The 24,055-nt window shown below is 53.7% G+C and carries 19 protein-coding genes and 1 pseudogene; 4 read left to right on the top strand and 16 right to left on the bottom strand.

Going from position 1 to position 24,055, the window contains the following annotated elements; translation table 11 throughout:
• Positions 1-93: 93 nt before the first annotated feature.
• From MUN86_RS18805 to recA, 3 genes and pseudogenes are all read right to left on the bottom strand, one after another.
• Positions 94-792, bottom strand: a complete 699-nt coding sequence (locus tag MUN86_RS18805; RefSeq protein ID WP_245119573.1) for a response regulator transcription factor — start codon at positions 790-792, stop codon at positions 94-96.
• A 150-nt stretch (positions 793-942) separates the two neighbouring features.
• Entirely contained in the window at positions 943-1,635 is a 693-nt protein-coding gene (locus MUN86_RS18800; RefSeq protein WP_245119572.1) for a DUF3108 domain-containing protein, read from the bottom strand.
• A gap of 371 nt (positions 1,636-2,006) precedes the next feature.
• A pseudogene (gene recA, locus MUN86_RS18795) lies at positions 2,007-3,097 on the bottom strand (recombinase RecA).
• A gap of 227 nt (positions 3,098-3,324) precedes the next feature.
• Here recA and MUN86_RS18790 point away from each other — a divergent pair.
• The gene (locus MUN86_RS18790; RefSeq protein ID WP_245119571.1) at positions 3,325-4,455 is read left to right on the top strand and encodes a lipid A deacylase; all 1,131 of its coding nucleotides are present in this window, start codon (positions 3,325-3,327) and stop codon (positions 4,453-4,455) included.
• Between the two features lie 59 nt (positions 4,456-4,514).
• On the opposite strand, the gene MUN86_RS18785 is transcribed toward MUN86_RS18790, so the two are convergent.
• Positions 4,515-5,072: a GNAT family N-acetyltransferase gene (locus MUN86_RS18785; RefSeq protein ID WP_245119570.1), complete on the bottom strand. Its 558-nt coding sequence runs from the start codon at positions 5,070-5,072 to the stop codon at positions 4,515-4,517.
• Between the two features lie 201 nt (positions 5,073-5,273).
• Between MUN86_RS18785 and MUN86_RS18780 the strand changes: the two genes are divergently transcribed.
• Entirely contained in the window at positions 5,274-6,158 is an 885-nt protein-coding gene (locus MUN86_RS18780; protein ID WP_245119569.1) for an SDR family NAD(P)-dependent oxidoreductase, read from the top strand.
• Positions 6,159-6,253: 95 nt separating this feature from the next.
• On the opposite strand, the gene MUN86_RS18775 is transcribed toward MUN86_RS18780, so the two are convergent.
• The 9 genes from MUN86_RS18775 to guaB form a co-directional block, all read right to left on the bottom strand.
• Complete coding sequence (locus tag MUN86_RS18775; RefSeq protein WP_245119568.1) at positions 6,254-6,706, bottom strand: hypothetical protein; 453 nt, start codon at positions 6,704-6,706, stop codon at positions 6,254-6,256.
• A gap of 59 nt (positions 6,707-6,765) precedes the next feature.
• Positions 6,766-7,731 carry an AAA family ATPase gene (locus MUN86_RS18770; RefSeq protein ID WP_245119567.1) on the bottom strand — a complete coding sequence of 322 codons (966 nt, stop codon included), beginning with the start codon at positions 7,729-7,731 and terminating at the stop codon, positions 6,766-6,768.
• Positions 7,732-7,840: 109 nt separating this feature from the next.
• A complete protein-coding gene (locus MUN86_RS18765; RefSeq protein WP_245119566.1) occupies positions 7,841-9,229 on the bottom strand; it encodes a peptidylprolyl isomerase in 1,389 nt (462 codons plus the stop codon).
• A gap of 474 nt (positions 9,230-9,703) precedes the next feature.
• A complete protein-coding gene (locus tag MUN86_RS18760; protein WP_245119565.1) occupies positions 9,704-12,025 on the bottom strand; it encodes a peptidylprolyl isomerase in 2,322 nt (773 codons plus the stop codon).
• A gap of 357 nt (positions 12,026-12,382) precedes the next feature.
• The gene (locus tag MUN86_RS18755) at positions 12,383-12,802 is read right to left on the bottom strand and encodes an ATP-binding protein (RefSeq protein WP_245119564.1); all 420 of its coding nucleotides are present in this window, start codon (positions 12,800-12,802) and stop codon (positions 12,383-12,385) included.
• A gap of 24 nt (positions 12,803-12,826) precedes the next feature.
• Complete coding sequence (locus tag MUN86_RS18750) at positions 12,827-13,156, bottom strand: STAS domain-containing protein (RefSeq protein WP_245119563.1); 330 nt, start codon at positions 13,154-13,156, stop codon at positions 12,827-12,829.
• A 14-nt stretch (positions 13,157-13,170) separates the two neighbouring features.
• Positions 13,171-15,270, bottom strand: coding sequence for a PP2C family protein-serine/threonine phosphatase (locus tag MUN86_RS18745; RefSeq protein WP_245119562.1), 2,100 nt, complete (start codon positions 15,268-15,270; stop codon positions 13,171-13,173).
• Between the two features lie 215 nt (positions 15,271-15,485).
• Positions 15,486-15,857 (bottom strand): hypothetical protein, encoded by a 372-nt coding sequence (locus MUN86_RS18740; RefSeq protein WP_245119561.1) that lies wholly within the window; start codon positions 15,855-15,857, stop codon positions 15,486-15,488.
• Positions 15,858-16,110: 253 nt separating this feature from the next.
• Complete coding sequence (gene guaB, locus MUN86_RS18735; protein WP_245119560.1) at positions 16,111-17,592, bottom strand: IMP dehydrogenase; 1,482 nt, start codon at positions 17,590-17,592, stop codon at positions 16,111-16,113.
• Between the two features lie 654 nt (positions 17,593-18,246).
• On the opposite strand from guaB, the gene MUN86_RS18730 reads away from it, so the two are divergent.
• Positions 18,247-19,095 (top strand): oxidoreductase, encoded by an 849-nt coding sequence (locus MUN86_RS18730; RefSeq protein ID WP_245119559.1) that lies wholly within the window; start codon positions 18,247-18,249, stop codon positions 19,093-19,095.
• A gap of 176 nt (positions 19,096-19,271) precedes the next feature.
• Positions 19,272-20,111 (top strand): FRG domain-containing protein, encoded by an 840-nt coding sequence (locus MUN86_RS18725; RefSeq protein ID WP_245119558.1) that lies wholly within the window; start codon positions 19,272-19,274, stop codon positions 20,109-20,111.
• Between the two features lie 12 nt (positions 20,112-20,123).
• Here the strand turns inward: MUN86_RS18725 and MUN86_RS18720 are convergent, their stop codons facing one another.
• From MUN86_RS18720 to hrpB, 3 genes are all read right to left on the bottom strand, one after another.
• Entirely contained in the window at positions 20,124-20,915 is a 792-nt protein-coding gene (locus MUN86_RS18720; RefSeq protein WP_245119557.1) for a DUF2490 domain-containing protein, read from the bottom strand.
• 441 nt (positions 20,916-21,356) lie between these two features.
• Positions 21,357-22,166, bottom strand: coding sequence for an ATP-dependent helicase C-terminal domain-containing protein (locus tag MUN86_RS18715; RefSeq protein WP_245119556.1), 810 nt, complete (start codon positions 22,164-22,166; stop codon positions 21,357-21,359).
• A complete protein-coding gene (gene hrpB, locus MUN86_RS18710) occupies positions 22,139-23,980 on the bottom strand; it encodes an ATP-dependent helicase HrpB (RefSeq protein ID WP_245119555.1) in 1,842 nt (613 codons plus the stop codon). Before hrpB ends, MUN86_RS18715 begins: the two co-directional genes overlap by 28 nt.
• Between the last annotated feature and the right edge of the window lie 75 nt (positions 23,981-24,055).

Below are 24,055 nucleotides of genomic sequence, written 5' to 3'. Positions count from 1 at the left end.
AATATGAAAAGGCCTCTTTCGAACCAGAGGACACTTCTATCAAGTACCGCTCTGCCGTCCAAAAGAGGCCTTTGTTATCGAGATTGCTGATTGTTAATCCGTATTGAATTTGTAGCCGACTCCTTTGATGGTTTGGATGTGGTGGTCGCCTACTTTCTCGCGCACTTTGCGCACGTGCACATCCACGGTGCGAGCCAGCACAAATACATCGTTGCCCCAGATGTTTTGCAACAGCTCCTCGCGCCCAAATACCTTGTGTGGTGTGGCCGCTAGAAACGCAAGTAGCTCGAATTCCTTTTTTGGTAGCGTGATCTTGCGGCCTTCTTGATACACCGAGAAACCCGTGCGGTCAATCTTGAGCCCGTTGATTTCGATGGTGTCTTGCACGGATTGCGGGTCCCGGTCGCGGCGGACGAAGGCAGCGAGGCGACTGAGTAATGCCCGGGGCTTGATTGGCTTGGCAATGAAATCGTCGGCACCCGCTTCGAAGGCGGCTACTTCTGAAAACTCCTCGGCACGCGCCGTGAGGAAGATAATGTAGGTGTCTTTGAACTTGGGCTGTTCGCGCAGGTGCCGGCAGGTGGCAATGCCATCGAGGTTAGGCATCATTACGTCCAGCAGGATGATGTCGGGCGCAAATTGGGGGGCAATTTCCAGCGCCCGGCGGCCGTCGGGTGCTGATGCTACCGAGTAGCCTTCCTTGCGCAGGTTGTACTCGAGTAGCTCCACAATATCAGGGTCATCATCGACTACCAAAATCTTGTACGCATTGGGATTAGCGGGTGCTTGCACGGTACGAGGTGTTTGAAGTAAAAAAGAAAGCGCAGACAAAAGTACCGCCACGCCTGAGTCTAGAATGTTACCTTTTCGTTAACCGCTGCTTCGATTAGCAGGAACTGGGCACAAAAAAAGCGGCTCCCAACGTGGCCGCTTTCCAAGTTGTTAATTACGAGCTACTAGGTTGAGACGAGTTTTGAGACCTTGGTACTTGAACATATCCACCTTAACCGCCCCAACAAACATTTCAGCTTGAATAAGGACCGGGATCTTGTTCCGGTCATCGGAGAGGTAAACTGAAATAGCGTTTTCCCCCTTAAATAGCTTGTTGCTCGGCATTTTCGGAACCAGCTTAATAGCCCGAATAGTGCCAGCTTTCGTTTCCACTGTTTCGCGGCCTTTGTAGATTACGTCCATCGAAAATACACTCTCATCGAAGAAGCCCTGCACGCGAATCACTTCACCAATGTGGCGCTGGTCGTAGTTGAGCGTGCGCAAGAAATAAAAGCCGCTTACGATATCTTGCACATTGTCAGGTACTTTGTAGCTGCCCCGCTTGATCTTGTTTTTGTCTTTGCCGTGACGCTCCATCTGCGCCATGTCGGTGAAATGATCGAAATCAACGGTCTCGCGCCGACGGTAGTTATTTTCCTCGATGTTGCGGAAAAAGCGCTGGGGCACGATGCTAGTCGTGTCGATATAGCTGCGCCAAGTGTCGCGAATGCGCAGAAAAACGTCGAACGAACCTGTGGTTTTGCCCGTGACGGTAGCCCGGAAACAAGTTCGGTCGTTGATACGGTGCAGGCCACCATCTACTTCGATGGTTGCTTCGGCCGCGTTGATGAGACCATAGTGCACCTTATACTGGAGTACCTCCCCCTTGGTAAAACTGGTATTAGGTATTGACCGAAGACCACCAGAAGGTTGGAAGGCCCATAAGCCCACCAGTGGTAAAAGAACAAAAAAGGATAATAGCCAACGGCGATTCATAGAGTTATAAGCAGGAAAAACAGGCTCCTGGATGCCTCAGACAAAAGAGGTGCCAGCAAATATAACGCAATGTGTTGACGGGCCGGAACAGTTGATTTACAACCAACTGAGTTTTCTTCGAAACCACCATTCCACTTACGGCGCATCTCCTCTCTGAGGTATAGGTTATAACGTAAAAAGTCCCGCCGGATTACCAGCGAGACTTTTCTACCTCTTGATCTTATCTTAATAGCAAGCGTTTACAGCGTGTCGTCGTCTTCAACAGTAGTGTCTACCGGAATGGCCGCCATCGCTACTTCGGGCTCACCTTTCACCAAGTTGCGGATCTGAGCTTCAATCTTGTCGGCAAGCTCGGGGTTGTCCTGCAAGATGGTTTTCACACCCTCACGGCCTTGGCCCAGACGGTCGCCGTTGTACGAGAACCACGAGCCCGACTTAGCAATGATGCCCATGTCAACGCCGAGGTCAAGGATTTCACCCACTTTCGAGATGCCCTCGCCGTAGATGATGTCGAACTCCACCACTTTGAATGGTGGCGCTACTTTGTTTTTCACAACCTTCACCTTGGTACGGTTACCGGTTACGTTGTCTTTGTCTTCTTTGATCTGACCGATGCGGCGGATATCGAGGCGAACCGAAGCGTAGAATTTTAGCGCGTTACCACCGGTGGTGGTTTCGGGCGAACCGAACATCACACCGATCTTTTCGCGAAGCTGGTTGATGAAGATGCAGCAGCAGCCTGTCTTGTTGATAGTACCGGTCAGCTTACGGAGGGCCTGGCTCATGAGGCGGGCGTGCAAGCCCACTTTCGAGTCGCCCATGTCGCCTTCCAATTCACCTTTCGGTACGAGAGCAGCTACGGAGTCAATAACGATGATATCGATAGCACCTGAAGAAATCAGCTGGTCGGCTATTTCAAGGGCTTGTTCGCCGTTGTCGGGCTGCGCGATGAGCAGGTTTTCGGTGTCGATGCCTAGCTTCTCGGCGTAGCTGCGGTCGAAGGCGTGCTCGGCGTCAATGAAAGCGGCCATGCCACCTTTCTTTTGGGCTTCGGCAATGCAGTGCAGCGTGAGCGTAGTTTTACCCGACGATTCTGGACCGTAGATCTCAACCACACGGCCGCGGGGCAGACCCCGATGCCCAGCGCAATGTCGAGGCCTAGTGAGCCGGTGCTGATAGCCGGAATGTCAACAACTTTGTTGTCGCTCAGCTTCATGACCGTTCCTTTGCCGTAGTTCTTATCGAGCTTATCCAGCGTGAGCTGGAGGGCCTTCAATTTCTCGGTTTGAGGATTGGCAACCTTATCGGCTTTGTCAGTAGTAGCAGCCATTAGAATAGGGTTTGGGGGAAATGCTTAGGTTTGGTGAATGTAGGCGTTTTAGGTTGCCTGCGCAACCCAGAAGTGGCTTCGCAACGTGCCAAGCTACTCTGTTTGGGGTAGGCTAGTGGTAACGTCACTGACCTATATTTTGTCCCCGCAATGCTAAAAATTTTCGTTGAATTTAGGGAAATTTTTCTGTGCTAAAAATTTTAGGAAATAGCTCGTTTTCTACCGCCTTGATACTGACGTTGGTAAGCTGGTTGGGAGGCCTGAATGCAGCTTGGGGTCAACTGAACAATCAAGCCTTTGTATACCGTTTACCTATCAAGCCCGAGAATAGTGGGCAGCTTCGGGTGGCAGTGCAAGGGTTTTTGTTTTCCAAGGACAACGAGTATTTCAACAAGATAAACGAAGGCAAAACCCTTTATGGAACACAGCTTGCCCCCCGTCTGGTTTACTTTCCGAGCGGTAATCTGCGGTTAGAGGCGGGTATTTTTCTCTACAAAGACTATGGTACACCCCGACTGCGACAGGTACGACCAGTGTTTACGGCTAAATATCAGAACGGCCCACACAGTTTGTTGTTCGGCAATATTGAAGGACAGTTGAACCATGGCTACATAGAGCCTCTATTTGATTTCGAGCGGGTGATGCTCAACAGGCTAGAGGAAGGCATGCAGTATCGGCTGCAGACGTCGCGCTTGCAACTCGATGCCTGGGTGGATTGGCAGCGGCAACAGTATCGGTACAGTAATTTTCAAGAAGAAGTAGCTGGTGGGCTCACCTCTGAATTCACGGCGTATCAGGATTCGTCGGGCTGGCGCGTAGGAGTGGTGCCGTTGCAATTCTTGGCGATTCATCATGGTGGCCAACTCGACACCATTGATGTCCCGCTGCAAACGCTATTCAACTTTGCTACCGGCGTGCGTGTGCGGCGCAGGTTAAACTCCGAGTTTGCCACAGCGCTGTATTTCGACGGCTACGTCACCCGATTCACTGACTACTCATTCGAAGAAGTATTGCCCTACAAGCGCGGCACTGGTTTATATCTCAATGCCAGTGTAGACACCCCTCTTTCCACCGTAATGATTAGTTATTGGTCGGGCAACGGGTTTGTGGCCCCGCAGGGGGGAAAGCTCTATCAGTCCATTTCCAGTACCGTCAACAATCCCAATTACACGGAGCGGCAGCGTCAGCTATTGATTCTGCGCTTCCTTAAAGATTATCATCTGCCCGGCAACGTTACGTTGAGTACTCGTTTCGAGCCTTTTTACGATTTGCAGAACAAGCAGATCGAGTTTTCATTCGGAGCTTACCTAAACTTTAATTACGAGTTTTTGCTTGGTACGCTCCGGCAAAGCGAGTAAGCATCATAGTAAAGCAGGGCTATCATTGCCCATCAGCTAAGGTGGGGCCACGTGAACTGTCAAGCAGTAGGGTCCAGGCGGTAATGCACGATTTCTGATTCCTTGCCGCGCAAAGGCCATATGCGCCGCCGGGTAGTGTTGATGGGGCGAAAGCCTACTGCCTCGGCTACAGCCAAGCTACGCGGATTATTGCGGCGGCAACGTAGCGTTAAGTAGTGAGCTTGTAGATGTTCGCTAAAACCGAATTGCACAGTGGCAGCCAACGCCTCACGCGCGTAACCATGGCCTTCGGCGTGGGCCGCCAAATAATAACCAACTTCAGCGGTTAGAGGGGTTTGCCAGCTGGGCCGCAAGCTGATGTCGCCGAGGTAAGTGGCGGTTTCGCGGTGCCAAATTCCGAACACGTAGAGGCGACCGGTGCGCCAGTCCTGCGCAAATTGAGAAATAGTGCGGGTGGCATCGGCTGGCGTTTGCACGGCAGCCACGCGGGCCGGAAACGCCGGTTCCAGTCGGCGGCGGTCTTGATTGAGCACGGCGAAGAAGTCGGCTTCGTCGGTAGGTTGGTAAGGGCGAAGCGTGAGGCGGGCAGTGGTAAGGGGCGTGAGCGGCGGAGGCAAAGCGGCGTGTATGATTTGGGGAAAACAATGCAAGTACCTACGCACAGCAACGTATTAGCGCTGAAAAAAGGCGAGGCTGAATACGTGGCAGTAACTCTGACAAGTCGATGTCGTTAGTTTCAGAGCCAGACTACCCTTCGCCCAATCGAGGCAATGGTGATGGATCTGTTTTACTCGCTCAATTTCATTTACCACTTAGCTATGAGACGACTTGAAGGAAAAGTAGCCATTGTGACCGGCGGAGGCTCGGGCATTGGCGAAGCCATTTGTAAGAAATTTGCTAATGAAGGAGCTGCCGTAGTGGTGGTAGGCCTGGAAAGCGACCCAGTGCGCAAAGTGGTGGACGAAATCCAACGGCGTGGTGGAGCTGCCGTAGGCTACCTCGGCGACATTTCGCACGAAAAAAATGCCGAGGAATGCGTGCAGCTAGCCATCAGCGATTTTGGCAAGCTGGATATTCTAATCAACAACGCTGGCGTGTTTCCGGCTACCGCCGAACTAGATAAGTATCCGGTAGATGCTTTCGAGTACATGATCAAGAACAACATCTACTCCACTTTCATGATGACGCGCGCGGCGTTGCCCTACTTGCAGAAAACCCACGGCAACATCGTGACAGCTGGTTCGGAAGCAGGCTGGATGGGTATTGCCGAAAACACACCTTACGGCGGCACCAAAGCATTCAACCACGCTTTTGTAAAGGGAATATCTACGGAGCAGGCCAAGTACGGCGTCCGCGCTAACTGTGTCTGCCCTGGCCCCATCGATACTGCTTGGACCCACAAGGAAACAGGCCCGATGAGCGCCAAGATGGAGAAGCAGAACGTGGACGCGCCACCGTTGGGCCGCCGCGGCACGCCCGAAGAAGTAGCTAACGTGTACCTGTTCCTGGCCTCTGATGAAGCCAGCTACGTAACGGGCGCACTCTACTTCGTGGATGGTGGTATCACCAATTCTAAAGGCACCCCCGGCGCTGATGTTCCGAGCCATTTGCGCCGTGAGCCAGAGGGGGAGTTGAACTTGAAGCATGCCAAAGATGGCAACACCAAGATCCGGGAAGCAGCGGCCGGCACTATGGTCAATTAGAATCAGGCGACAATTAAAAAATGAGAGCGGCTTGCCATATGGCAAGCCGCTCTCATTTTTTTGGTATACTAGCAAGCAGCGTGAACCGCTACGCTTTACTTATGGACTTCGGCTTTCTGCAATGCGGCACCAATACCAGAACGGTACTGCGGTGGGCTGCCCAACGACTGCTGAATACGCATTACGTTCACCTGCCGAGCCGCTTCGTTGAAAAACTCAAGGCGACGAATCAACATTTCTTTGACTAGAACACGGCCTTCAGGGGTACGCATCATTGCGCGCTTGTCTTCCAAGATCCGACGCATGATGGCTTCGGTGTCAGCTTCGCGCTGCTGATACTGTGCCTGAAACTCACGAAGCCGCTCTAAGCCTTCAGTGGTTAAGCGGAACTGACCGCCACCTTGGTTGAGCACTTCGCACAGCACGTACACTTCTAGGGGCAGAGACGTATTCAGGGCAGTGGTGCGCAAGTCGAGGCCAGCAGCTAAGGCATCGAGTATGATAAAGATGTTGCGCTCGAATTGCTGGTAATAAGCGGAAACTTCCATGGACGTATTTCTGAATTTTCTTGAATAGAGGGCTAGGCAGCTAATGCAAAGTCAAGCGCTTAAAGCAGTTCTTTTACGATTTGCTCTACTGACACGTTCTCAGCTTCGGCTTTGAAGTTGCGGACCAAACGGTGACGCAAGATGGGCAAGGCTACCGCTTTTACATCCTCGATGTCGGGCGAGTACTTGCCATTGAGCAGAGCGTTGCACTTGGCTCCCACAATAAGGTGCTGCGAGGCACGTGGCCCGGCACCCCATTCCAAAAGCTGCGTAGCACGGGCAGCGCCCCGGCCAGTGTTAGGGCGCGTTTTGTGTACCAGACCTACGGCATACTCTACCACGTTGTCGGCTACGGGCACACGGCGCACAAGGTGCTGAAACGCCTGAATTTCGTCGGCGTGCAGAATTTTGCTGACCGTAGGCTTGCTGTCGGAAGTGGTGTTCTTCACAATCTGTAACTCCGCCTCGTAGCTCGGATAGCCTAGCTCAATATTGAACATAAACCGGTCGAGCTGGGCTTCGGGTAGAGGATAAGTACCTTCTTGCTCGATGGGATTCTGGGTAGCCAGCACGAAGAACGGCCGCTCCAAAGGGTAACGCCGACCGGCAACCGTCACGGCGTATTCCTGCATCGATTCCAGTAGGGCCGCTTGGGTCTTAGGCGGGGTGCGGTTGATTTCGTCGGCCAACACAATATTGGCGAAGATAGGACCTCGCACAAACTGAAAGTCGCGTTGCTGGGTAAGCGTCTCGGAGCCAACGATGTCGGAAGGCATAAGGTCCGGCGTGAACTGCACCCGGTTGAACGAGAGGTCCAGCGAGTCGGCAATGGTTTGAATGAGCAGCGTTTTGGCCAAGCCTGGTACCCCTACCAACAGGCAGTGCCCCTGCGAAAATACAGCGGTCAGCACCAGCCGTACTACCTCGTCCTGACCAATAATCACTTTGCCGATTTCCTTGCGTAGCGTCTGGTACGACTGAGCCAAGGCGTCGGCGGCTTCTTTATCAGAAGAAAATGTGCGCATTCTATAAGTGTTAGAGGCTAATTATTGATCGTTACTTGTTACGAAAAAAAGTTGATTGTCGCTCACGCCGCTTCGGCAAAGCAACAATCAACTCTTCAACAATTAGCAATTAATTTACCGTATTGAGCAGCTTGCAGCCACCATACTGCGGGTCGACTTCGATGAAGACGCTGCCGCGGTTCTTTTCAAACCACTCATCCAGCGCCTTGTTTTTCTTCTCCGACAAAGCAGCCTGGGCTAGCTTCTGATAGTCGTCTTTGAAGTTGGCTTGGTGAGGCGGCGTATTCGACTTCAACCAGATGATGCGCATGGCGTCTTTGCCATCGTCGGTGCGATAGGGCATAGGCGGTGTTACGTGGCCCACCTTCATGGTATCGATGGTAAAGAAGATGGCCGGGTCCAGCTTATCGAGCGGCAAATAACTACTGCCGTCCTCGCGGTTCTGGAGCAGGCCCCCATTCGCGCCCGACTGCTTGTCGTCGGAGTTGTCTTTAGCGGCTTTGGCAAACGTGATACTGTCGGCCAAAATGCGGCGGCGCAAGTTGGTAAGTTCTTTAGCAGCTTCGTTGACGTCGGTGCTGCCAGTGGTTGGCTTAATTAGAATGTGGCGAGTGCTGTATTTGTCGCCTTTGCGCTCGATCAGCTGAATAAGGTGAAAGCCGAACTGTGACTCCACCACTGGCGACAAGCCTCCTGGATCTAGGCGCAATGCGGCGGCTTCGTACTCAGGTACCAGCTCTTTGCGCCCAAAGAAGCCTAGATAGCCGCCTTGTGCTCCTGAACCTGGATCTTCGGAAAACTGCTTGGCCAACGTCTCGAAGCTTTCACCGGCCAGAATGCGCGCCCGCAAATCGTTAAGCTTAGCTTGGGCGGCCTGCTTGGCAGTGGTGTTTACCTTGGCAAACTTGATAATCTGGCCTACTTCCACTTCAGTAGAATAGTAAGGGAGGCTGTCTTTAGGAATGCGGTTGAAAAACTGGCGCACTTCCCGAGGTGTTACGGTCACTTTGCCGGAAATCTGTTCCTGCATCTTTTGCTGAACCAACTGCTCTTTCACCTGGGAGCGTAGGTCTTCTTTCAACTGCTTGATAGGCTTGTTGTAGTACTCTTCCAGCTTCTTTTCCGAGCCAATCTGCTGAGCGAAATAATTCATCCGGCGGTCTAGCTCGCCTTTCACCTGCGAATCTTCCACTACCACCGAGTCGGTTTCGGCTTTGGCTAGCAGCAGCTTATTCAGGGCCAAGCTTTGCAACACGCGGCACTGCATATCGGGCGGAAGAGGCTTACCCTCGGCCCGCGCCTTTTCCTGTGCCATGATGGTCTCCAGGTCAGAGCGCAATACAATCTGGTTGTCGATTTTGGCAATGATACCATCAACAATGGTTTGGCCGACGGGGCGACCCACACCCAACTGGGCATAGGTGGCAGAAAAGGTGCCGGCCAACAGCAATACGGTCAGCAGGGCTGCCCGTTTCAATACATCAATAGAATGAGTCATGGGATGATTCAAGGGGTACGTCCGGTACCGAGCAACAATACTACCGAACCAGGCAGCTTACAGAACGCAGAAAGCCACGCGTAAATTTCAACATAAATCCTTTCTCTGACAAAAACCAGCCAGCATCCGGGTTTTAAAGCAAAGAGACGGGAACCACCTGCCGCGTTGCATGGCTGCCAAAGCAACTTTTCAAAACGCCCAAATAGCTCTGGATAAGCTTCTAACTGCCGCACATGAACCGCAGTGGAAGGCCATATCTTATGCAAATGGACATCTGTCGTTTCGACGCAGGAGAAGCCCGAATAGCGTCGTTGAGCGGCCTAACTCAGATTTCTCCTGCGTCGAAATAGTAACTGGTTCCTACCATGTAGGAATCGTAGCGCATTTCTGAAGAGCTCTTTGACAGTTCAATTACCTTAAAACAAAAAGCCCCGGCCGAGACCGGGGCTTTCTTATAGAAGTTTGAGCATGGTGTTATCTGGTCACCAACTTGTCTACTTCAGGCTGGTTGATTTGCACCGGATATTTAGTGCGGAGCTGCCCTATCCACTCTTTTTCCAGATAGTTCTGGTAATCGGAAGTGGCAAGGCCGCGTGCCTCAGCTAGCGTTTTAGGGCCAGCAGGTAGCGTTTTGTCGATAACAACCGTGTAATAGCGACCATCTTTTTGCACATCGTACGAGCCAGGTCCGCGGCTCATCAGTTCATCTACTACTTTGTTGTCGCCTTTGGCAAACGCCTTCTGCATAATCTGGACCGACAGTGGATTCTGCGCGTTCAGCTGCTCTTCCAGGGCCGTCGTATTCGAGCTGAATACAGTGGCAACTGCCGTGTTGTTGGCTGCTGCATTAGCCTGGGTGGTTTGTTTGATGCGGCTGGCCGGTACGCCTTTGCTGGTCAGGTAAGCGGCAACAGCAGCGGCCCGCCGGCGCGCAATACCGGCAGCTTCGCCTTTCTTGGCGCGGCCCGTAACCGTAACGCTCAATGCGGTGTCGGCTTGTAGGGCACCAGTCAGGCCATCTAGCGGTAGGCTTGCGTTTTTGGTAAGCTTATCGGTATTGCCAGTAAAGCCAATAGGCTGGGGCGCCAAGCGTGGTACAGCGTAGCGGCCGAGTTGGAGCTGCTGCCGCGCCTGGGTTAGCAGAGCCGGTGAGGCCGCGCTAATAACGGTGCCTTGCACCCGGTTTTCCCACTGATATTTGCTTTGGTTTTCGGTGAAGAATTTCTGTAGACCCACCGTGTCCTCAATGGCCTTGCTCCATACTTTCTCATCCATGAGTTGGAACAGCAGGATACCGTCGCGGTACTCTTTTACTAGCATCCGGTAATCTTCGTACTTGTTTTCGAGGTTGTTCTTTTCGAAATCAGTTAGGCTTTGCTCCACATATTGATCGTAGAGCTGCTGGGCCACAAAGCGGGGCTCGGCACCGGGCCGAGGCCGTTGGGTTTTCTGCACGTAGGTCAGAAAATCAGATACCGTATAGCTCTTGTCTTTGATGCTAAACAAGGTTTGCGCATCGCCTTCCACTTTCTTGGCGCCTTTGCTGGCTTTACCGGTGGTAGCAGCAGTGGCAGGAGCTGCGTACTTGAAGCGGCCACTCACCAGCGAAGTATCGGCTTTGGTAAAGGCGTAGTCTTTGCCTGCCTGATTTTCGGTGAACTGGTTTTCGGTGCGTACGCGCTTCAGGAAAGCGGCTTTGTTCAACTCAGAGCGAGAGTCTTTAGCCACTTTGCTTTTGAGGGTGGGCTCCATAGCTTCGAAAGTTGGCACCGGCTGCTTTTCGATCAGCTTGATGATGTGCCAGCCGTAGGGCGTTTGGACCGGTGCCGAAATTTGACCTGGCGTCTGGAGCTTAAAGGCAACTTCCTCGAACGAGGGAATCATACGGCCCGTACCGAAGGGAGGTAGTTCGCCACTATTAGCAGCCGAGCCAGCATCTTCCGAAAACTGCGCGACCAGCTTCTCCCAGTTCTCTTTGCGCTGCGTGAGGCGGTTGTAGAGCTCGTCGATCTTCTTTTTCGCCGTTACCGAGTCAGCTTTTGGCATGCCGGGCGTCGCCCGAATCATTAGGTGCGCCACCTTAATTTCGCCTTGAGCCGGCCGCACATCATTCACCTTGATCAAGTGATATCCGAAGCGTGTCCGCACTGGCTGCGAGATTTGGCCTACCGGAGTTTTGAAGGCGGCAGTTTCGAAAGGATACACCATCTGCATAGCCGTGAAGTACCCCAGGCGTCCGCCGTTTTCGCGGGCCGAAGGGTCTTCGCTCACTTCCCGTGCTATCTGCTCGAAGTTGGCACTGCTACTCACGCGCTGACGCAACGCCACGGCTTTCTGGAAGGCAGCAAGCGTATCGGCAGGAGTGGGCTCGGCGGGCAAGCGCACTAGAATGTGCGAGGCGTTCACTTCCTTGCTCATCCGCTCATAAGCTTCCCGCACCAGCTGGTCGGTTACGCTTTTCTCGGTGAGGTAAGGTTGTGCCAGTTGCTGCTTGTAGCCATCTAGCTCGCGCTTGAAAGCTTGCGTGGTGTCGAGGCCGCGCTGCTCGGCTTCCAGTACTTTCAGCTTAAAGTTGGTGTACAAATCCAAGTACTCTGCGACGCTAGCGCGCGTGCCGTATTCAGGAGCGGAACTGTTGTTTTTGCGGTAAACGTACGCAAACTCCCCAGCTGGCACCGGAGTGGTGCCAAGCGTTTCAACAACAGGTTGTTTGGCAGTGGTAGTGGATTTCGTAGCCTGACAGGCGGCTAATAGCGCGACGGCGACAGTGCCGGCGTACAAAATGCGTTTGTGCATATAAAGTATAAGAAACTGCAATACGCAGCAATTGCCCCCCAAAGTCGACTGGCGTAGCGAACTGCCTGACGCAATTTTACGTAATTTTTTCCGCCTACTCGCTAAATTAAGCGGGCATCTAGTGCAGTAGCTTCTTGTTAAAGCCATAGCGGAATACCCACTGCATGCCCTTTATTTCCACTGGCTTCCGATACTTTACCTCTTGCCGTTGGGTGCTAGCTAAATCTGTGAGCGTGCAAATTTTACGCTTCACCGACTGGAATAGCACTGAGTCTTGGCATTGAGCTTATACATGAACAAGGTCGGTGAACGGAGAAACAGTAAGGCACGGTAGACGACATGCTCTAGCGCAAGCTCTCATTCATACACCAGGTGCTTGAACAGCCGACAAACGTTCTGGCCGCCATTGCTCGTGAATTCCACCCGGTCCATGATCCGGTTGACTAGGGTCATACCCACCCCACCTCTTTTTCCTTGGCGAATGAATTCCGTCAAATCGGGTTCGTGGTAGGTGGAGGGGCTGTAGAAGGTAGCGGCGTTATCGAATATCTCGATAGCGAATAACTGATCCTTAATATCGATGGCAAGGTCTAGGTATTGCGACTCATCCTCACCATTAGCGTGGATAATAAGGTTAGCAACTACCTCATCTACAGCGAGTATAATTTGGTTGAGCTGCGTATTCGATAGGTTGCAATCTAGCAGGGAAGCCGCAACAAAGTCGCGGACAGCCTTCAGGTTGACTCGGCTACAACTAATCCGAAGTGCGTTTTTCATCCCTGCTGATCGTTCAAAATAAGTTTATGCGGCAGTTGCCTCTTCTTCCGATGGCACAATCGTCATCAGCGTGTCGAGGCCAAGAATTTCAAAGACGTTATACACTTTGTCTTGCATGTTGAAGAATACCAGCTTCACACCGGCATCCTGAAACTGCTGTAAGTGAGAAATAAAAACTCCAAGGCCAGCCGAAGAAATGTAATTCAGCTGCTTGCAGTTAATGAGCACCTTCTGAAACTGAAGTGTTTCGGGCTTAGCCAACTCTGTATCCAGCAATACCGATGAGCTAGCATCCAGTTCACCGTCAAGAATTAGAGTAAGCGTACCGGCGGAAGAATGTTGAGTTATTTTCATAAGGTCAGGGTACGTCAGTTCAAGGTGTCGGGTTGAGCGGATTTGAACTTGACGACCAATAGCGTTTGATCGTCGTGCATAGGCTGGCCAGCACTAAACTGCGCTAAATCATTTAAAATATGCTCCTTAATTTCATCTGCCTCCATCGAGAAAGTCTGTTCTAGCATGTCGTGCAGACGCTGCTCGCCGTATTCTTCTTGTTCGGCGTTGCGTGCTTCCACAATTCCGTCGGTGTAAATCACCATCACGTCGCCCGGATTGTAGTCGTAGAACTGATTCTTGATGTGCTTTTCGTAGGAGTCGTTCCGAATGATGCCCAAGCCCAAGCCGGCAGTTTGAAAATAGGAAACCTCCTCCTTAATAGAGTGGTAGTAAAGCGTGTGGCAGTGGCCGGCCCGCGCAAATACAAACCCGGCATTCTCGTAGTCGATGATGTAGAGAGAGGCCGTAACGAAAGCGGACCGTTCCAAGCAGCGTGCGAGAGCTGTGTTGGCTTGCGTCATGAAGCGGCTTGGCACCGGAAACTTCTCGCGCTCCGAGCGGGCCAAGTGGTTTTCTTGCATCAGCGCGTGGAAAATGCCTTTCATCTGCGCCACGTGGAAAGCTGCCGTTACCCCTTTGCCCGATACGTCGCCGATCAGAATGGCCAGTTGGCGGCCCGGCAAATGCAGGAAATCATAAAAGTCGCCGCCTACTTCTTTGGCGGAGGCCGCGTAGGAACTGATATCAAACCAACTGTCGATGGGCAGGTCCTTGGGAATGAGGCTGTCTTGTACCGCCGAAGCAATTTTCAGCTCTTCCTGCACCCGCTGATTTTCCAGTGAGATATGCACCAATTGTAGGTTCTCGATGCTAAGTACCGTCTGGCTAGCGAAGGTTTGAAGAATGCTCAAGTTTTCGCGGTCGAAGCCGTATCGGTGTCCCTTCAGCATGTAAAGCGCTCCGTATCTGCGCTTGGCCGAGCGCAACGGCATCACAATCAAAGAATTGTAAGGTAAGTTCAGTTCGCGAAAACCGCTACTGCTCGCCAGGTCGTTGTTGAGGTATTCAATTTGGTGCAGCTTGTACTCTTGCAGTAGGCGCTGCACTTCGTTGACCTGCTCCTGCGACACTCGGTAGCGTTGCACGGTAGTCACGTCATTATCTTCTTCGAGCGTGAGCCAAGCCGCGTCGGCATCCATGGTTTGGACAGCCGAATCGAAAAGCATAGCGTACACTTCTTCCTCGTTCTGGCCCTTTTGGATAAGCTGCGTCAAGCGCTGCATGCTCAAAATCTCTTCGCGCTTTTGCTCGAATACACCGGCCGTGGGTAGGTTGAAGACGGTAACCATCAGCCCCATAAAGGCATAGAAGGTCGCGAAGAAAGCGTTGAGGAGCAAGAAGGCATGTTGCGGTGCCGGAGCCACCAATTTCAGGTCGTTGCGAATTCGTAGGAAGTAAGCCACAAACACGGCCATAGCCAGCATAATGGCGATTTGCAGCAACACCGCTTCCCATTTCTGCCGACGGTTCAGGTAGGCCACCCACTGCTGATTGCCGCTCAGATATACCCCGAATATGCCCAACCCACCTACTATCACGTAATCGAGGGGGTGGGGTGGTACCCAATCAAGCAAGCGAAAAAGCAGCGTAAAGCCGAGCAACACTTCAAACCATACCCATTGGCGCTGGATAAGCGGGGAGGCTCGAAAAAGCACCAAGCTGCGCCAAGAATAGTTTGTGTACGCCAGAAGCGTGACAAACAAGGCCAGATTTATGGTGTAAATACAGGCATAAAAGGTTTGGTCATCGGTCGGTAGCTTCGCCTGCACAAGCCGTTCAAGCAAATGCAACCCTACGCAGACAGTAGCCAGCATACCAGGCCCTAACAACAAGCGTCGAAGCAAGCCAACAAAATCGTTGCCATGCAAAGGGTCGGGGCGGCCACGTTGGAAAACGAAGGCCCCAGCAGCAAAAGCCGCTTGAGCAGTCAAGGTTACCCATTCGGGCCAGGGACCACCTAGCCACTCGGCGGCGCGGCCATTGGTATTGCTTAGCGTGCTTAGTAGCAGCAACAGCCAGCTAAGGACGGTGAGAGGAAAAGTAACAGCTTTCAGCTTCTGGCGAAAGGGCATAAAGTAAGAAACGGAGCCAGCCCAACAAGAAAAGTGGCAAGCTCTAGCAAAAACGGACCGCTAAGATAGAAGTGCGGCAGGAATATTGTTGCCTGCGTGCTTCAACCAAGCCTAAGTAAAAATTTTCTTTAAATAATAAAAGCCGCTAACCGCTTGGCTGTTGGCTGTAATGCATACCGGATAAGTAAGCAAGAAGTAATAGAAACTGTTTTATGCTAGTGCCGACGTGCTACCCAAGGTAGCGAATAAGCCTGGCGTACCCAGTTCCGGGCATCCTGCACCGAAGTGAAATAAACCGTTTCGAATGGGGCCTGGCCGTCTTGTTCACTTTCGCACATACTATTGTGAACACTCAGGCGGCTGAGGGCATCAGTGGAAATGACGATGGCAAGAAACTCGATGCCAAGCAAACGAAGCTGCGGAAGCCATTTCGCCTTAAGCCATGCCTGATCCTCAGGGCTGATAACGAGCATGTTGGTCATATTGGCAATCCACGTCCGAATCTGATGCTGCGCAAACTGAATGCCTTTGGAGGTACCAGTTCGTAGTTCATCTCCCTGCGCACGTCCCCGCCATTCCAGTTCCAAGGAATGCAGCTAGGGCACGTGATGGATATGTAAATAAGATGAGCTGAAAACGCGCATAGTGAACACTGCGCCTACGCTGTCTTACTTTTATAAGGTAAAAACTACGACAGCCGCCACCTGTTGAGAATACAGCAAGCAGCTGAATCCGCTTAGGCAAGCAGGATATATTTATAAGGCTAGATATCTCCTAGCGCAAAAAAAGCGGGCCTACTCCCAAGGAGCCGGCCCGCTTCTACATTACCAAGGCTACTGCTTACTTGGTGCTATAATTTGGAGCTTCTTGCGTAATCTGCACATCGTGGGGGTGCGACTCGCGGAGGCCGGCCCCCGTGATACGCACGAACTTAGCTTGCTGAAGCGCTTCGATGGTAGCGGCGCCGCAGTAGCCCATTCCGGCTCGCAAGCCGCCCGCTAGCTGAAACAGCACTTCGGCAGCGAGGCCCCGGTAGGCTACGCGGCCCACAATGCCTTCGGGTACCAACTTCTTTACGTCATCTTCAGCATCTTGGAAATACCGGTCTTTCGAGCCGTCTTCCATAGCCTCCACCGAGCCCATACCGCGGTAGCTCTTGAATTTGCGTCCTTCAAAGAGCGTCACTTCACCAGGAGCCTCCTCGGTGCCAGCCAGCAACGAGCCAATCATAATGGTACTGGCTCCGGCGGCTAAGGCTTTCACCACATCCCCGGAGAACTTGATGCCTCCATCGGCAATAAGCGGAACGCCGGTGCCTTCGAGGCCGCGGGCCGCTTCGAGTACCGCTGAAAGCTGCGGCACGCCAATGCCCGCAATGATGCGAGTGGTACAGATAGAACCCGGCCCAACGCCTACTTTCACGGCATCGGCGCCGGCATCGGCTAAGGCACGGGCTCCTTCGGCAGTGGCCACGTTGCCAGCTATTACTTCCAGCTTGGGAAATTTCTGCTTCAGTTCACGGACGGCGTCCAGTACGCCTTTGCTGTGGCCGTGAGCCGTGTCTACGCTTACTACGTCTACGCCCGCTTCCACGAGGGCCGCTACCCGGTCCAGCAGATCGGGGGTCACACCGACTGCGGCGCCTACGCGCAGGCGGCCGTATTCGTCTTTGCACGCATTGGGGGTGCGGCGGCGCTTCCGAATGTCTTTGTAGGTGATGAGGCCCACTAACCGGCCGTCGGTATCAACAACGGGTAGCTTTTCTACTTTCGATTCTTGCAGAATATCCTCGGCATCGGCTAATTCGGTGCCGGCTTTGGCGGTTACGAGGGGCGCATGGGTCATAACCTCCGTTACGTGCCGGTTCATGTCCTTTTCGAAGCGCAGGTCGCGGTTGGTGAGGATGCCTTTGAGTTGGCGCTGCTCATTGACGATAGGAATACCACCAATGTTGTTGTCGCGCATCAGCTTCTTGGCGTCGGCGAGAGTAGCAGCTTCTTGCAATACAAACGGGTCGAGAATCATCCCGCTTTCCGAGCGTTTCACGCGGCGCACCAGTTCAGCCTGCGCCCGGATGCTCATGTTTTTATGAATGATACCGATACCACCTTCCTGCGCCAGCGCAATAGCCATTTCCGACTCCGTAACGGTATCCATAGCGGCCGAAACGAAGGGGAGCTTCAGGCGAATGTTGCGAGTGAGTTGGGCGCTAGGATCGGTGTCGCGGGGCAGTACTTCCGAGTAGGCGGGAAGCAGCAGGACGTCGTCGTAGGTAAGCGCCTCGAAGGCGATTTTGGAATTGGAGGTGGCGTAATCGGCCATGGCAACAAGGAAGTTAGGTTTCTCTTATTGCCGGTCAAAGCTACGACGAAAAGTTGGAATGCAGATTATCAAATGGTTGTTTTGCAAGGCTTGCGCCTCCTAGACGAAGTATTTGCAGAAAAACAAAAAAGCTCCGGCGATACGCCAGAGCTTTTCCATGGAGAGAGGGAAGAACAGGGACAGGGTTCTTATTACTAGGCTGCAATAGCCTGTGGTAGTCTTGTATTAGTACCGTATAGTGAAAGCAGAAACTGTTATGACTTACTTCCGGTGCATTTTCGCTGCGTTCGTTTAGCAGCAGTATGCTCTAGGATAACCCAAATGAATTACCTGCCTATCACCGCCAACTGGTGGCCTGCGGGAAGGATAATTGATTTGGAAGGCTCCATTTCGGACGTTAGTGATAAGTGGAATGCTGTAAACATCAACTCGCGAAAGTGAACGATGCATGAGCAATGGTTTTCCAAGTAGCTAACTGCTTACAAGCTGTCTTGGCTCAGCAAGCAAATAGCCATATCAGGTCGCCCGTTCAAGCTCGTGCTGGTACACCACTAGTCAGCTTTTATTGTTGCAATCAAAACCTCTATTGCCTTTTACGAGTTGAAAAGGCCGCCGTGGCCTTGAGGCTTGGCATCTTCCTTTTAGTATTCAATTATGGCAACTGACAACAAAAACTGGTTTATCACCGGCGTAAGTACCGGGTTTGGCAAAGAGCTAGCCGAGTACTGCCTTAGCAAAGGAGACAAAGTAGCCGCTACTTTCCGCAAGCAAGAGCAAGCCGACGAATTCACGCAGAAAGCTGGCGAAAACGGCCGTGGCTTGGTTTGCGAAGTAACCGACGAACAGCAAGTAAAGCAGGCCATAGCCGAAGCCATTCAGGCCCTCGGTCACATCGACGTGGTGGTAAATAATGCGGGCTATGGCTCCATGGGCAGCATCGAGGAAATTTCGGCCCAAGAAGTACAGCGCCAGTTCGACGTGAACGTGTTTGGGCCGCTGCACGTGCTGCGGGCGGTGCTGCCGCACCTACGGGAGCGGAAAAGTGGCCATATACTTAACATCACGAGCATTGGCGGCCTGAAAACCTTCCCAGGTGTAGGCGTCTACAATGCCAGTAAGTTTGCCCTTGAAGCTATTGGCGAGAGTCTGGCTCAGCAAGTGAAACCCCTCGGCATTCACGTTACCAATATTGAGCCTAGCGGCTTCCGCACCGATTGGGCTGGCCGCTCCGCCAGCTTCGTCGATACGGCCATCGAAGACTACCGCGCCACAGTAGGCGAAAACCTAAAAGGCATTCAGAGCTACAGTGGCAAGCAGCCCGGCGACCCGCAGCGCGCTGCCAAAGCCATGTTCGACTTGGTGCGCCAAGAGAATCCACCGTTGCACTTGCCTCTCGGTAAAGCAGCTGTGAAAGGCGCCCGTGACAAGTTCACGAACCTACTGCAAGAGCTGGAAAGCGTAGCCGCCATTGGTGACGCCGCTGATTTTCCGGAGGGAGAATAAATTCGAATAAGAGGTAGTTGAAACGCCGTTGGTTGTCCTACATATAAGCGTAGGGTAGCCAACGGCGCTTTTTATTGTCTAAGCAAGCAGGGTGAACACTAAATCATTCGATGAGTGATAAGTCGTTGCGCTGTACTTTAGGCATCACTCGTAATACATATTAAACTCAATTTTCTGTGTCGCTTTCCGCCAACGATATACACGTCACTTCCTGGACCGACTTGCAGGAGGCGCTTTTTCGCGACACTTGGGATCCGCGTATCGGTCGTTTTCGTTCGCCTTTCGTGTACCGGGGGCTGCGCTCTTCCAACTGGCTGCTCACTACCAGCTTGCAGCGCCTGGGCGGCGAATATCAGCAGCTGGAAAACCACTTGCTGCGCAACTTCCGCAAGTATGGCCGCGACTTCAGCCAACCCGGCGCTTCGGTGTGGAACTGGCTGGCGCTGGCGCAGCACCACGGCCTTCCCACCCGCCTCCTCGACTGGACCTATTCGCCCTACGTTGCCCTGCACTTTGCCACCGATGACTTAGAGGCTTATGGTGATGACGGGGTTATTTGGGCTATCAACTATGTGCTGGCTGCCGAATCGTTGCCTCCGAGCTTGCGCGAAGCTTTACGGGCGGAGGGCTCCAATGTATTCACGCCCGAACTGCTAGAACCCCTCTGCACCACGCTGCGGGAGTTGGAATTGTTGCGCGACGAGCAGTTTCTGCTGTTTCTGGAGCCCCCGTCTCTCGATGCCCGTATTGTGCATCAGTACGCACTATTCTCGTTGATGAATACGGCCCGCGCTACCTTGCACGAGTGGCTGGAACAGCACCCAGAGCTTTATTTTCGCATTATTATTCCGGCTCGGCTCAAGTGGGAAATTCGGGACAAGCTCGACCAAGCCAACATCACCGAGCGGGTACTTTTTCCGGGTCTCGGGGGCCTGAGCCGTTGGCTACACCGTCATTACACGCCTACTCCAAACCAAAACCGCTCGAACCTAGAAGAAGACCAGATTTCAGGATAGCACTAGAGGGTTTCAGTTGCTTTCAGCCGTAAGCTTGCCTTTCCGGAAGTCTGGATTGAAGTTGAGGCCCAGATGAAGAATGTGATTAGCGGCCAGAGAAGCCATTTCTTCTTGTGACGCCATCTGATTGAGGTATCCCATTTCAACCGAAGTAGCATGGCTGATTTGATACCCCAGAGCTAGGCACGCACGGTTCTGGCTGAAAATATTGCCGTCGGAATTGCGGCCAAAGCCAATAAATACCTCGTCGTAGCCGGTGAGGTAGGGAGTGCCCGGTAGAACTTTCTTTTGCGAGCTGAGTGGCAACGTGAGGCGCAATTGATAACGCAAGCGGTTGAGATAGGTGAATTGCCCGCTGCCAGGGCGACGTACCCAACGTTGCTCTAAGCGGTACCGATGCTGCGTCTGAACCCGGCTGCTGTCGAAGCGAAGCAGGAGCTGCTGGTAGCTGCGGTGTTCGGGCAAGCTCCCTAGTTCCGAATCGTTGCCCTCAGGAAACGACATGGTGTAGGCATAACCAGCCGAGAGCACAAGTATATTGGCCGCGTAGTAGTTGGCGCCGATGCGCAAAAACTTTTGTTGCGGCGCGTTTGGGCCTTTCACCTCACGTAGCTGGGCTTCGGTGTGCAAGCCCCACTTGTCGTTAAGGCGAGCGTCGCTGTTCACCATCAGCCATGAGTTGAAGCGCCGATAGGAGGGCGGAGTAGCTGTTAGTCTGTGCGTTTGTGCCTGCGCCCCGCTCGCCAAACTCAACAGCAACAAAACCAGTAGTTGTATGCTAGGAGAGGGTAAAAATGATTTCATAAACCTATATTATGAAATCATTAACAGTATTATCCCAATGTTACCAACTATATTTTGTGTTTTGCCTGTCAGCTACTTACGAAGTTTTGTTGCTTGCTCGTTTAATCAAGTATTATATAGAAAAAGTACTATTCAGATAGCTGTGCTATAGCAAAAGCACTTTGCATACTACTAATGCTAACCTACCGTCATAGAAATCAGCTAAAGTATTATGCACCTTTTGATAAGTCCTGCTGCGCTTGCCGAGGCATTGCGCGTGCTGAGTTGGTAAACTTATTAAACGATTCGAGCGAGATATTTCGGCTGTGCTCAGCAAGACGATTACCTTGACAACCTCGGCACCCTAGAGCCTTTGATTACGCTCGCTATAACGGTTCTTACGTTATCTGTTATGATAATAGTGGAACGTATCTACCTAGATGCAGCCTAAGGCTACTTGCGTTACTGACCGGCCTCGAAGCGTTTTTTAGTGAGTTTGGTTGGAATAGCAGTGAGCGGATCGTCGGGCCAAGGGTGCTTGGGGTAGCGCCCGCGCAGGTCTTTGCGCACCTCGAAGTAGCCCGTCTGCCAGAAGCTGCGTAAGTCGCGGGTGACTTGCGCCGGTCGGCCGCCGGGAGATAAAAGATGCAGGGTAAGTGGCACCCGGCCTGCCGCCACAAACGGCGTATCGAGCAAGCCAAAAACCTCTTGCAGTTTCACAGCCAACACAGGTGCAGTAGGGTCGGTATAGTCTAAGGCCACGCGAGAGCCGCTTGGCACGGCAAGGTGCGAAGGAGCTAGGCGGTCTAATTCTTGTCGTTGGGTCCAGCCACCGGGCAGGCGTTGGAGCAGCAACTCGTTCCAGTCGAGCCGGCTTACTTCGTTCAGACTCTTCAACCCGACCAAATGTGGCTCCAACCACTCGTCTAGTTCGGCTGCTAGGGCTTCATCTGAAACATCAGGCCAATCGTTTGGGAAGTGATGTTGCAAAAAAGCCAACCGTTGCCGTAGCTCAACCGCCGACTCGCTCCACGGCAATCTTGCAATGCCGGCGGTGCGTAAGGCATCTAGTAGCGCGTGCGCTAGTAGCTCGGGGTCGGGTTGAGTGAGTTGGGTGTCCGAGAGCACTAGCGCGCCGAGCCGGCGGAGGCGGCGGGCCAGCACGCGGCCAGTAGCAGCGTCCCACCGGACCTCGTCGCGGGCTTCAATCTGGTCGGCAAATAGCTGCTCTAGCTCCGGGCGGCTCACGGGCGCAGCCAGTGCGGCCCGCAATTGGTGGGCGGGCCTTCTAGGTACGCTACTGCCATAAATTGATCGTCGCGGCCGAAAAACTCGGCGGGCAGCAGTACGCGCTGACCAGTGGCGAGGCGCACTCGGTCGGTGGTTTCGCGCTGGGCAATACGGTCGGGGTAGGTGAGAGCCGTGAGTAAGCCTGCCGCATCAGCATCGGCGGAGGTAGCCGTGTCGCGGATGCCGCAGCGCTGGCGCAAATTGCGGGCCGCATCCCGGACGCGGTGCAGCGTGTTGTGCTGCACCAGCAAGCCCGGTAGGGCCGGGCGGCCATGCGCAATGGTTTCAAAGCGCAGCCGCAAATCAGGTGGGGTAGGGTGCGCATCGGCGGCGCGCAGCACGTCGCGTTCGGAAAGCAATGCCGCTAAAGCCGCGGCAGCCGGGCCATGTCCTAGTTCGTGACCTCGCACCACTAAGTGGCCTAAGCGAGGCGCTAATCCGAGCCGTGCCAGCGCCCGGCCGTGGGCTGTGGGCTTGATAGGAACGGACGGTGAAACGTTGGCAATTGCGGTAGAAGCAGCGTAGTCCTCGTTCACTACAGAGTCCAGTTGCTTATCGGCGGTGGCCTCCACGGCTCCGAGCCGACGCAATAAGTCGTTGGCTAAGGCTAGGGCAGGAGTAGGGGGCGTATCGAGCCAACGTAGTCCGGCGGGAGTGGCACCCCATAGCGCCAATTCCAGGGCCAAGCCACTAAGATCAGCAGTGAGAATTTCGGGTGGCAGGTGCGCAGGGAGAGCGGCGTGCTCGGCGGTGGTCCAGAGGCGGTAGCAGGTGCCAGGACCCAACCGACCTGCGCGGCCGCGGCGCTGATCGGCGGCGGCTTGGCTGACGGGTACAGTTTCGAGCGTAGTGAAGCCCGTGCGGGCTTGGAAACGCGGCACCCGCGCAAAGCCACCATCCACCACTACCTGTACTCCCTCAATGGTAAGGCTGGTTTCGGCAATTGCGGTGCTGAGTACAACTTTGCGGTAGCCTGCCGGCGCAGGGCGCAGGGCCGCGTCTTGCTGTTCGAGCGGCAACTCGCCGTGCAACAGGTGCAAGCGCGTGGTTTCGGGTAGGGCAGGCTCTAGCTTGTCAGCTACCCGGCGCAAATCAGCAAGGCCCGGCAGAAACACCAGAACGTCGCCTTCAGAATGGGTACGAAGTGCTTCGCGCACCGCGGTTGGTACCAGCGCGGCTACTCTTTCAGCGGGCCGCGTGCCGCCCACAGCGGCTTGGCGTGGACTCAGGTAGTGCGTCTCGACCGGAAACAGAAAGCCGGCGCTACTAACTACAGGGGCATTTAGCCAGCTGCCTAACCGTTCGGCTTCCAGCGTGGCGCTCATCACCAAAATCCGCAGTTCAGGCCGCAGCACGGCTTGCACATCCAGCGTGAGGGCCAGCCCAAGATCCGCCCGCAGGCTCCGTTCGTGAAATTCGTCGAACACTACCGCCGCTACCCCTTCTAGCGCCGGGTCGTCCTGAATTAGGCGCGTCAGGATGCCTTCGGTGATAACCTCGATCCGGGTGCGGGCCGATACTTTGCTTTCCAACCGGACCCGGTAGCCTACCGTTTCGCCCACGGTTTCGCCGAGCAGCTTGGCCAATCGGTTGGCGGCCGCGCGGGCCGCTAGTTGCCGAGGCTCCAATACCAGAATTCGGCCTCCGTCGCGCCAAGCAGCTTCGAGTAAGGCCAGCGGCACCACAGTGGTTTTGCCCGCGCCCGGCGGCGCTTGCAGCACCACCCGCTCGTGCGTAGCCAATGCGGAAAGTAGGTCTGGCAGTGCAGCAGTTATGGGAAGGTCGGGGAAGTGCACGGGCTAGTTTGTTCAGTGGATTTTCGCAGATGAGCTTAGCACCTGGATTGTGTTTGTGCGGGCTAAAAATCCGCT

The sequence above is a fragment of the Hymenobacter volaticus genome (assembly GCF_022921055.1).
Classification (GTDB): Bacteria; Bacteroidota; Bacteroidia; order Cytophagales; family Hymenobacteraceae; genus Hymenobacter; species Hymenobacter volaticus.
This window is presented reverse-complemented; position numbering and strand designations above follow the sequence as displayed.

Coding starts and splice junctions, on each gene's coding strand:
- MUN86_RS18720 (WP_245119557.1), bottom strand. CDS start 20,915: ATGAAATCATTTTTACCCTCTCCTAGCATACAACTACTGGTTTTGTTG.
- MUN86_RS18765 (WP_245119566.1), bottom strand. CDS start 9,229: ATGACTCATTCTATTGATGTATTGAAACGGGCAGCCCTGCTGACCGTA.
- MUN86_RS18750 (WP_245119563.1), bottom strand. CDS start 13,156: ATGAAAATAACTCAACATTCTTCCGCCGGTACGCTTACTCTAATTCTT.
- MUN86_RS18730 (WP_245119559.1), top strand. CDS start 18,247: ATGGCAACTGACAACAAAAACTGGTTTATCACCGGCGTAAGTACCGGG.
- guaB (WP_245119560.1), bottom strand. CDS start 17,592: ATGGCCGATTACGCCACCTCCAATTCCAAAATCGCCTTCGAGGCGCTT.
- MUN86_RS18775 (WP_245119568.1), bottom strand. CDS start 6,706: ATGGAAGTTTCCGCTTATTACCAGCAATTCGAGCGCAACATCTTTATC.
- MUN86_RS18770 (WP_245119567.1), bottom strand. CDS start 7,731: ATGCGCACATTTTCTTCTGATAAAGAAGCCGCCGACGCCTTGGCTCAG.
- MUN86_RS18745 (WP_245119562.1), bottom strand. CDS start 15,270: ATGCCCTTTCGCCAGAAGCTGAAAGCTGTTACTTTTCCTCTCACCGTC.
- MUN86_RS18760 (WP_245119565.1), bottom strand. CDS start 12,025: ATGCACAAACGCATTTTGTACGCCGGCACTGTCGCCGTCGCGCTATTA.
- MUN86_RS18755 (WP_245119564.1), bottom strand. CDS start 12,802: ATGAAAAACGCACTTCGGATTAGTTGTAGCCGAGTCAACCTGAAGGCT.
- MUN86_RS18780 (WP_245119569.1), top strand. CDS start 5,274: ATGAGACGACTTGAAGGAAAAGTAGCCATTGTGACCGGCGGAGGCTCG.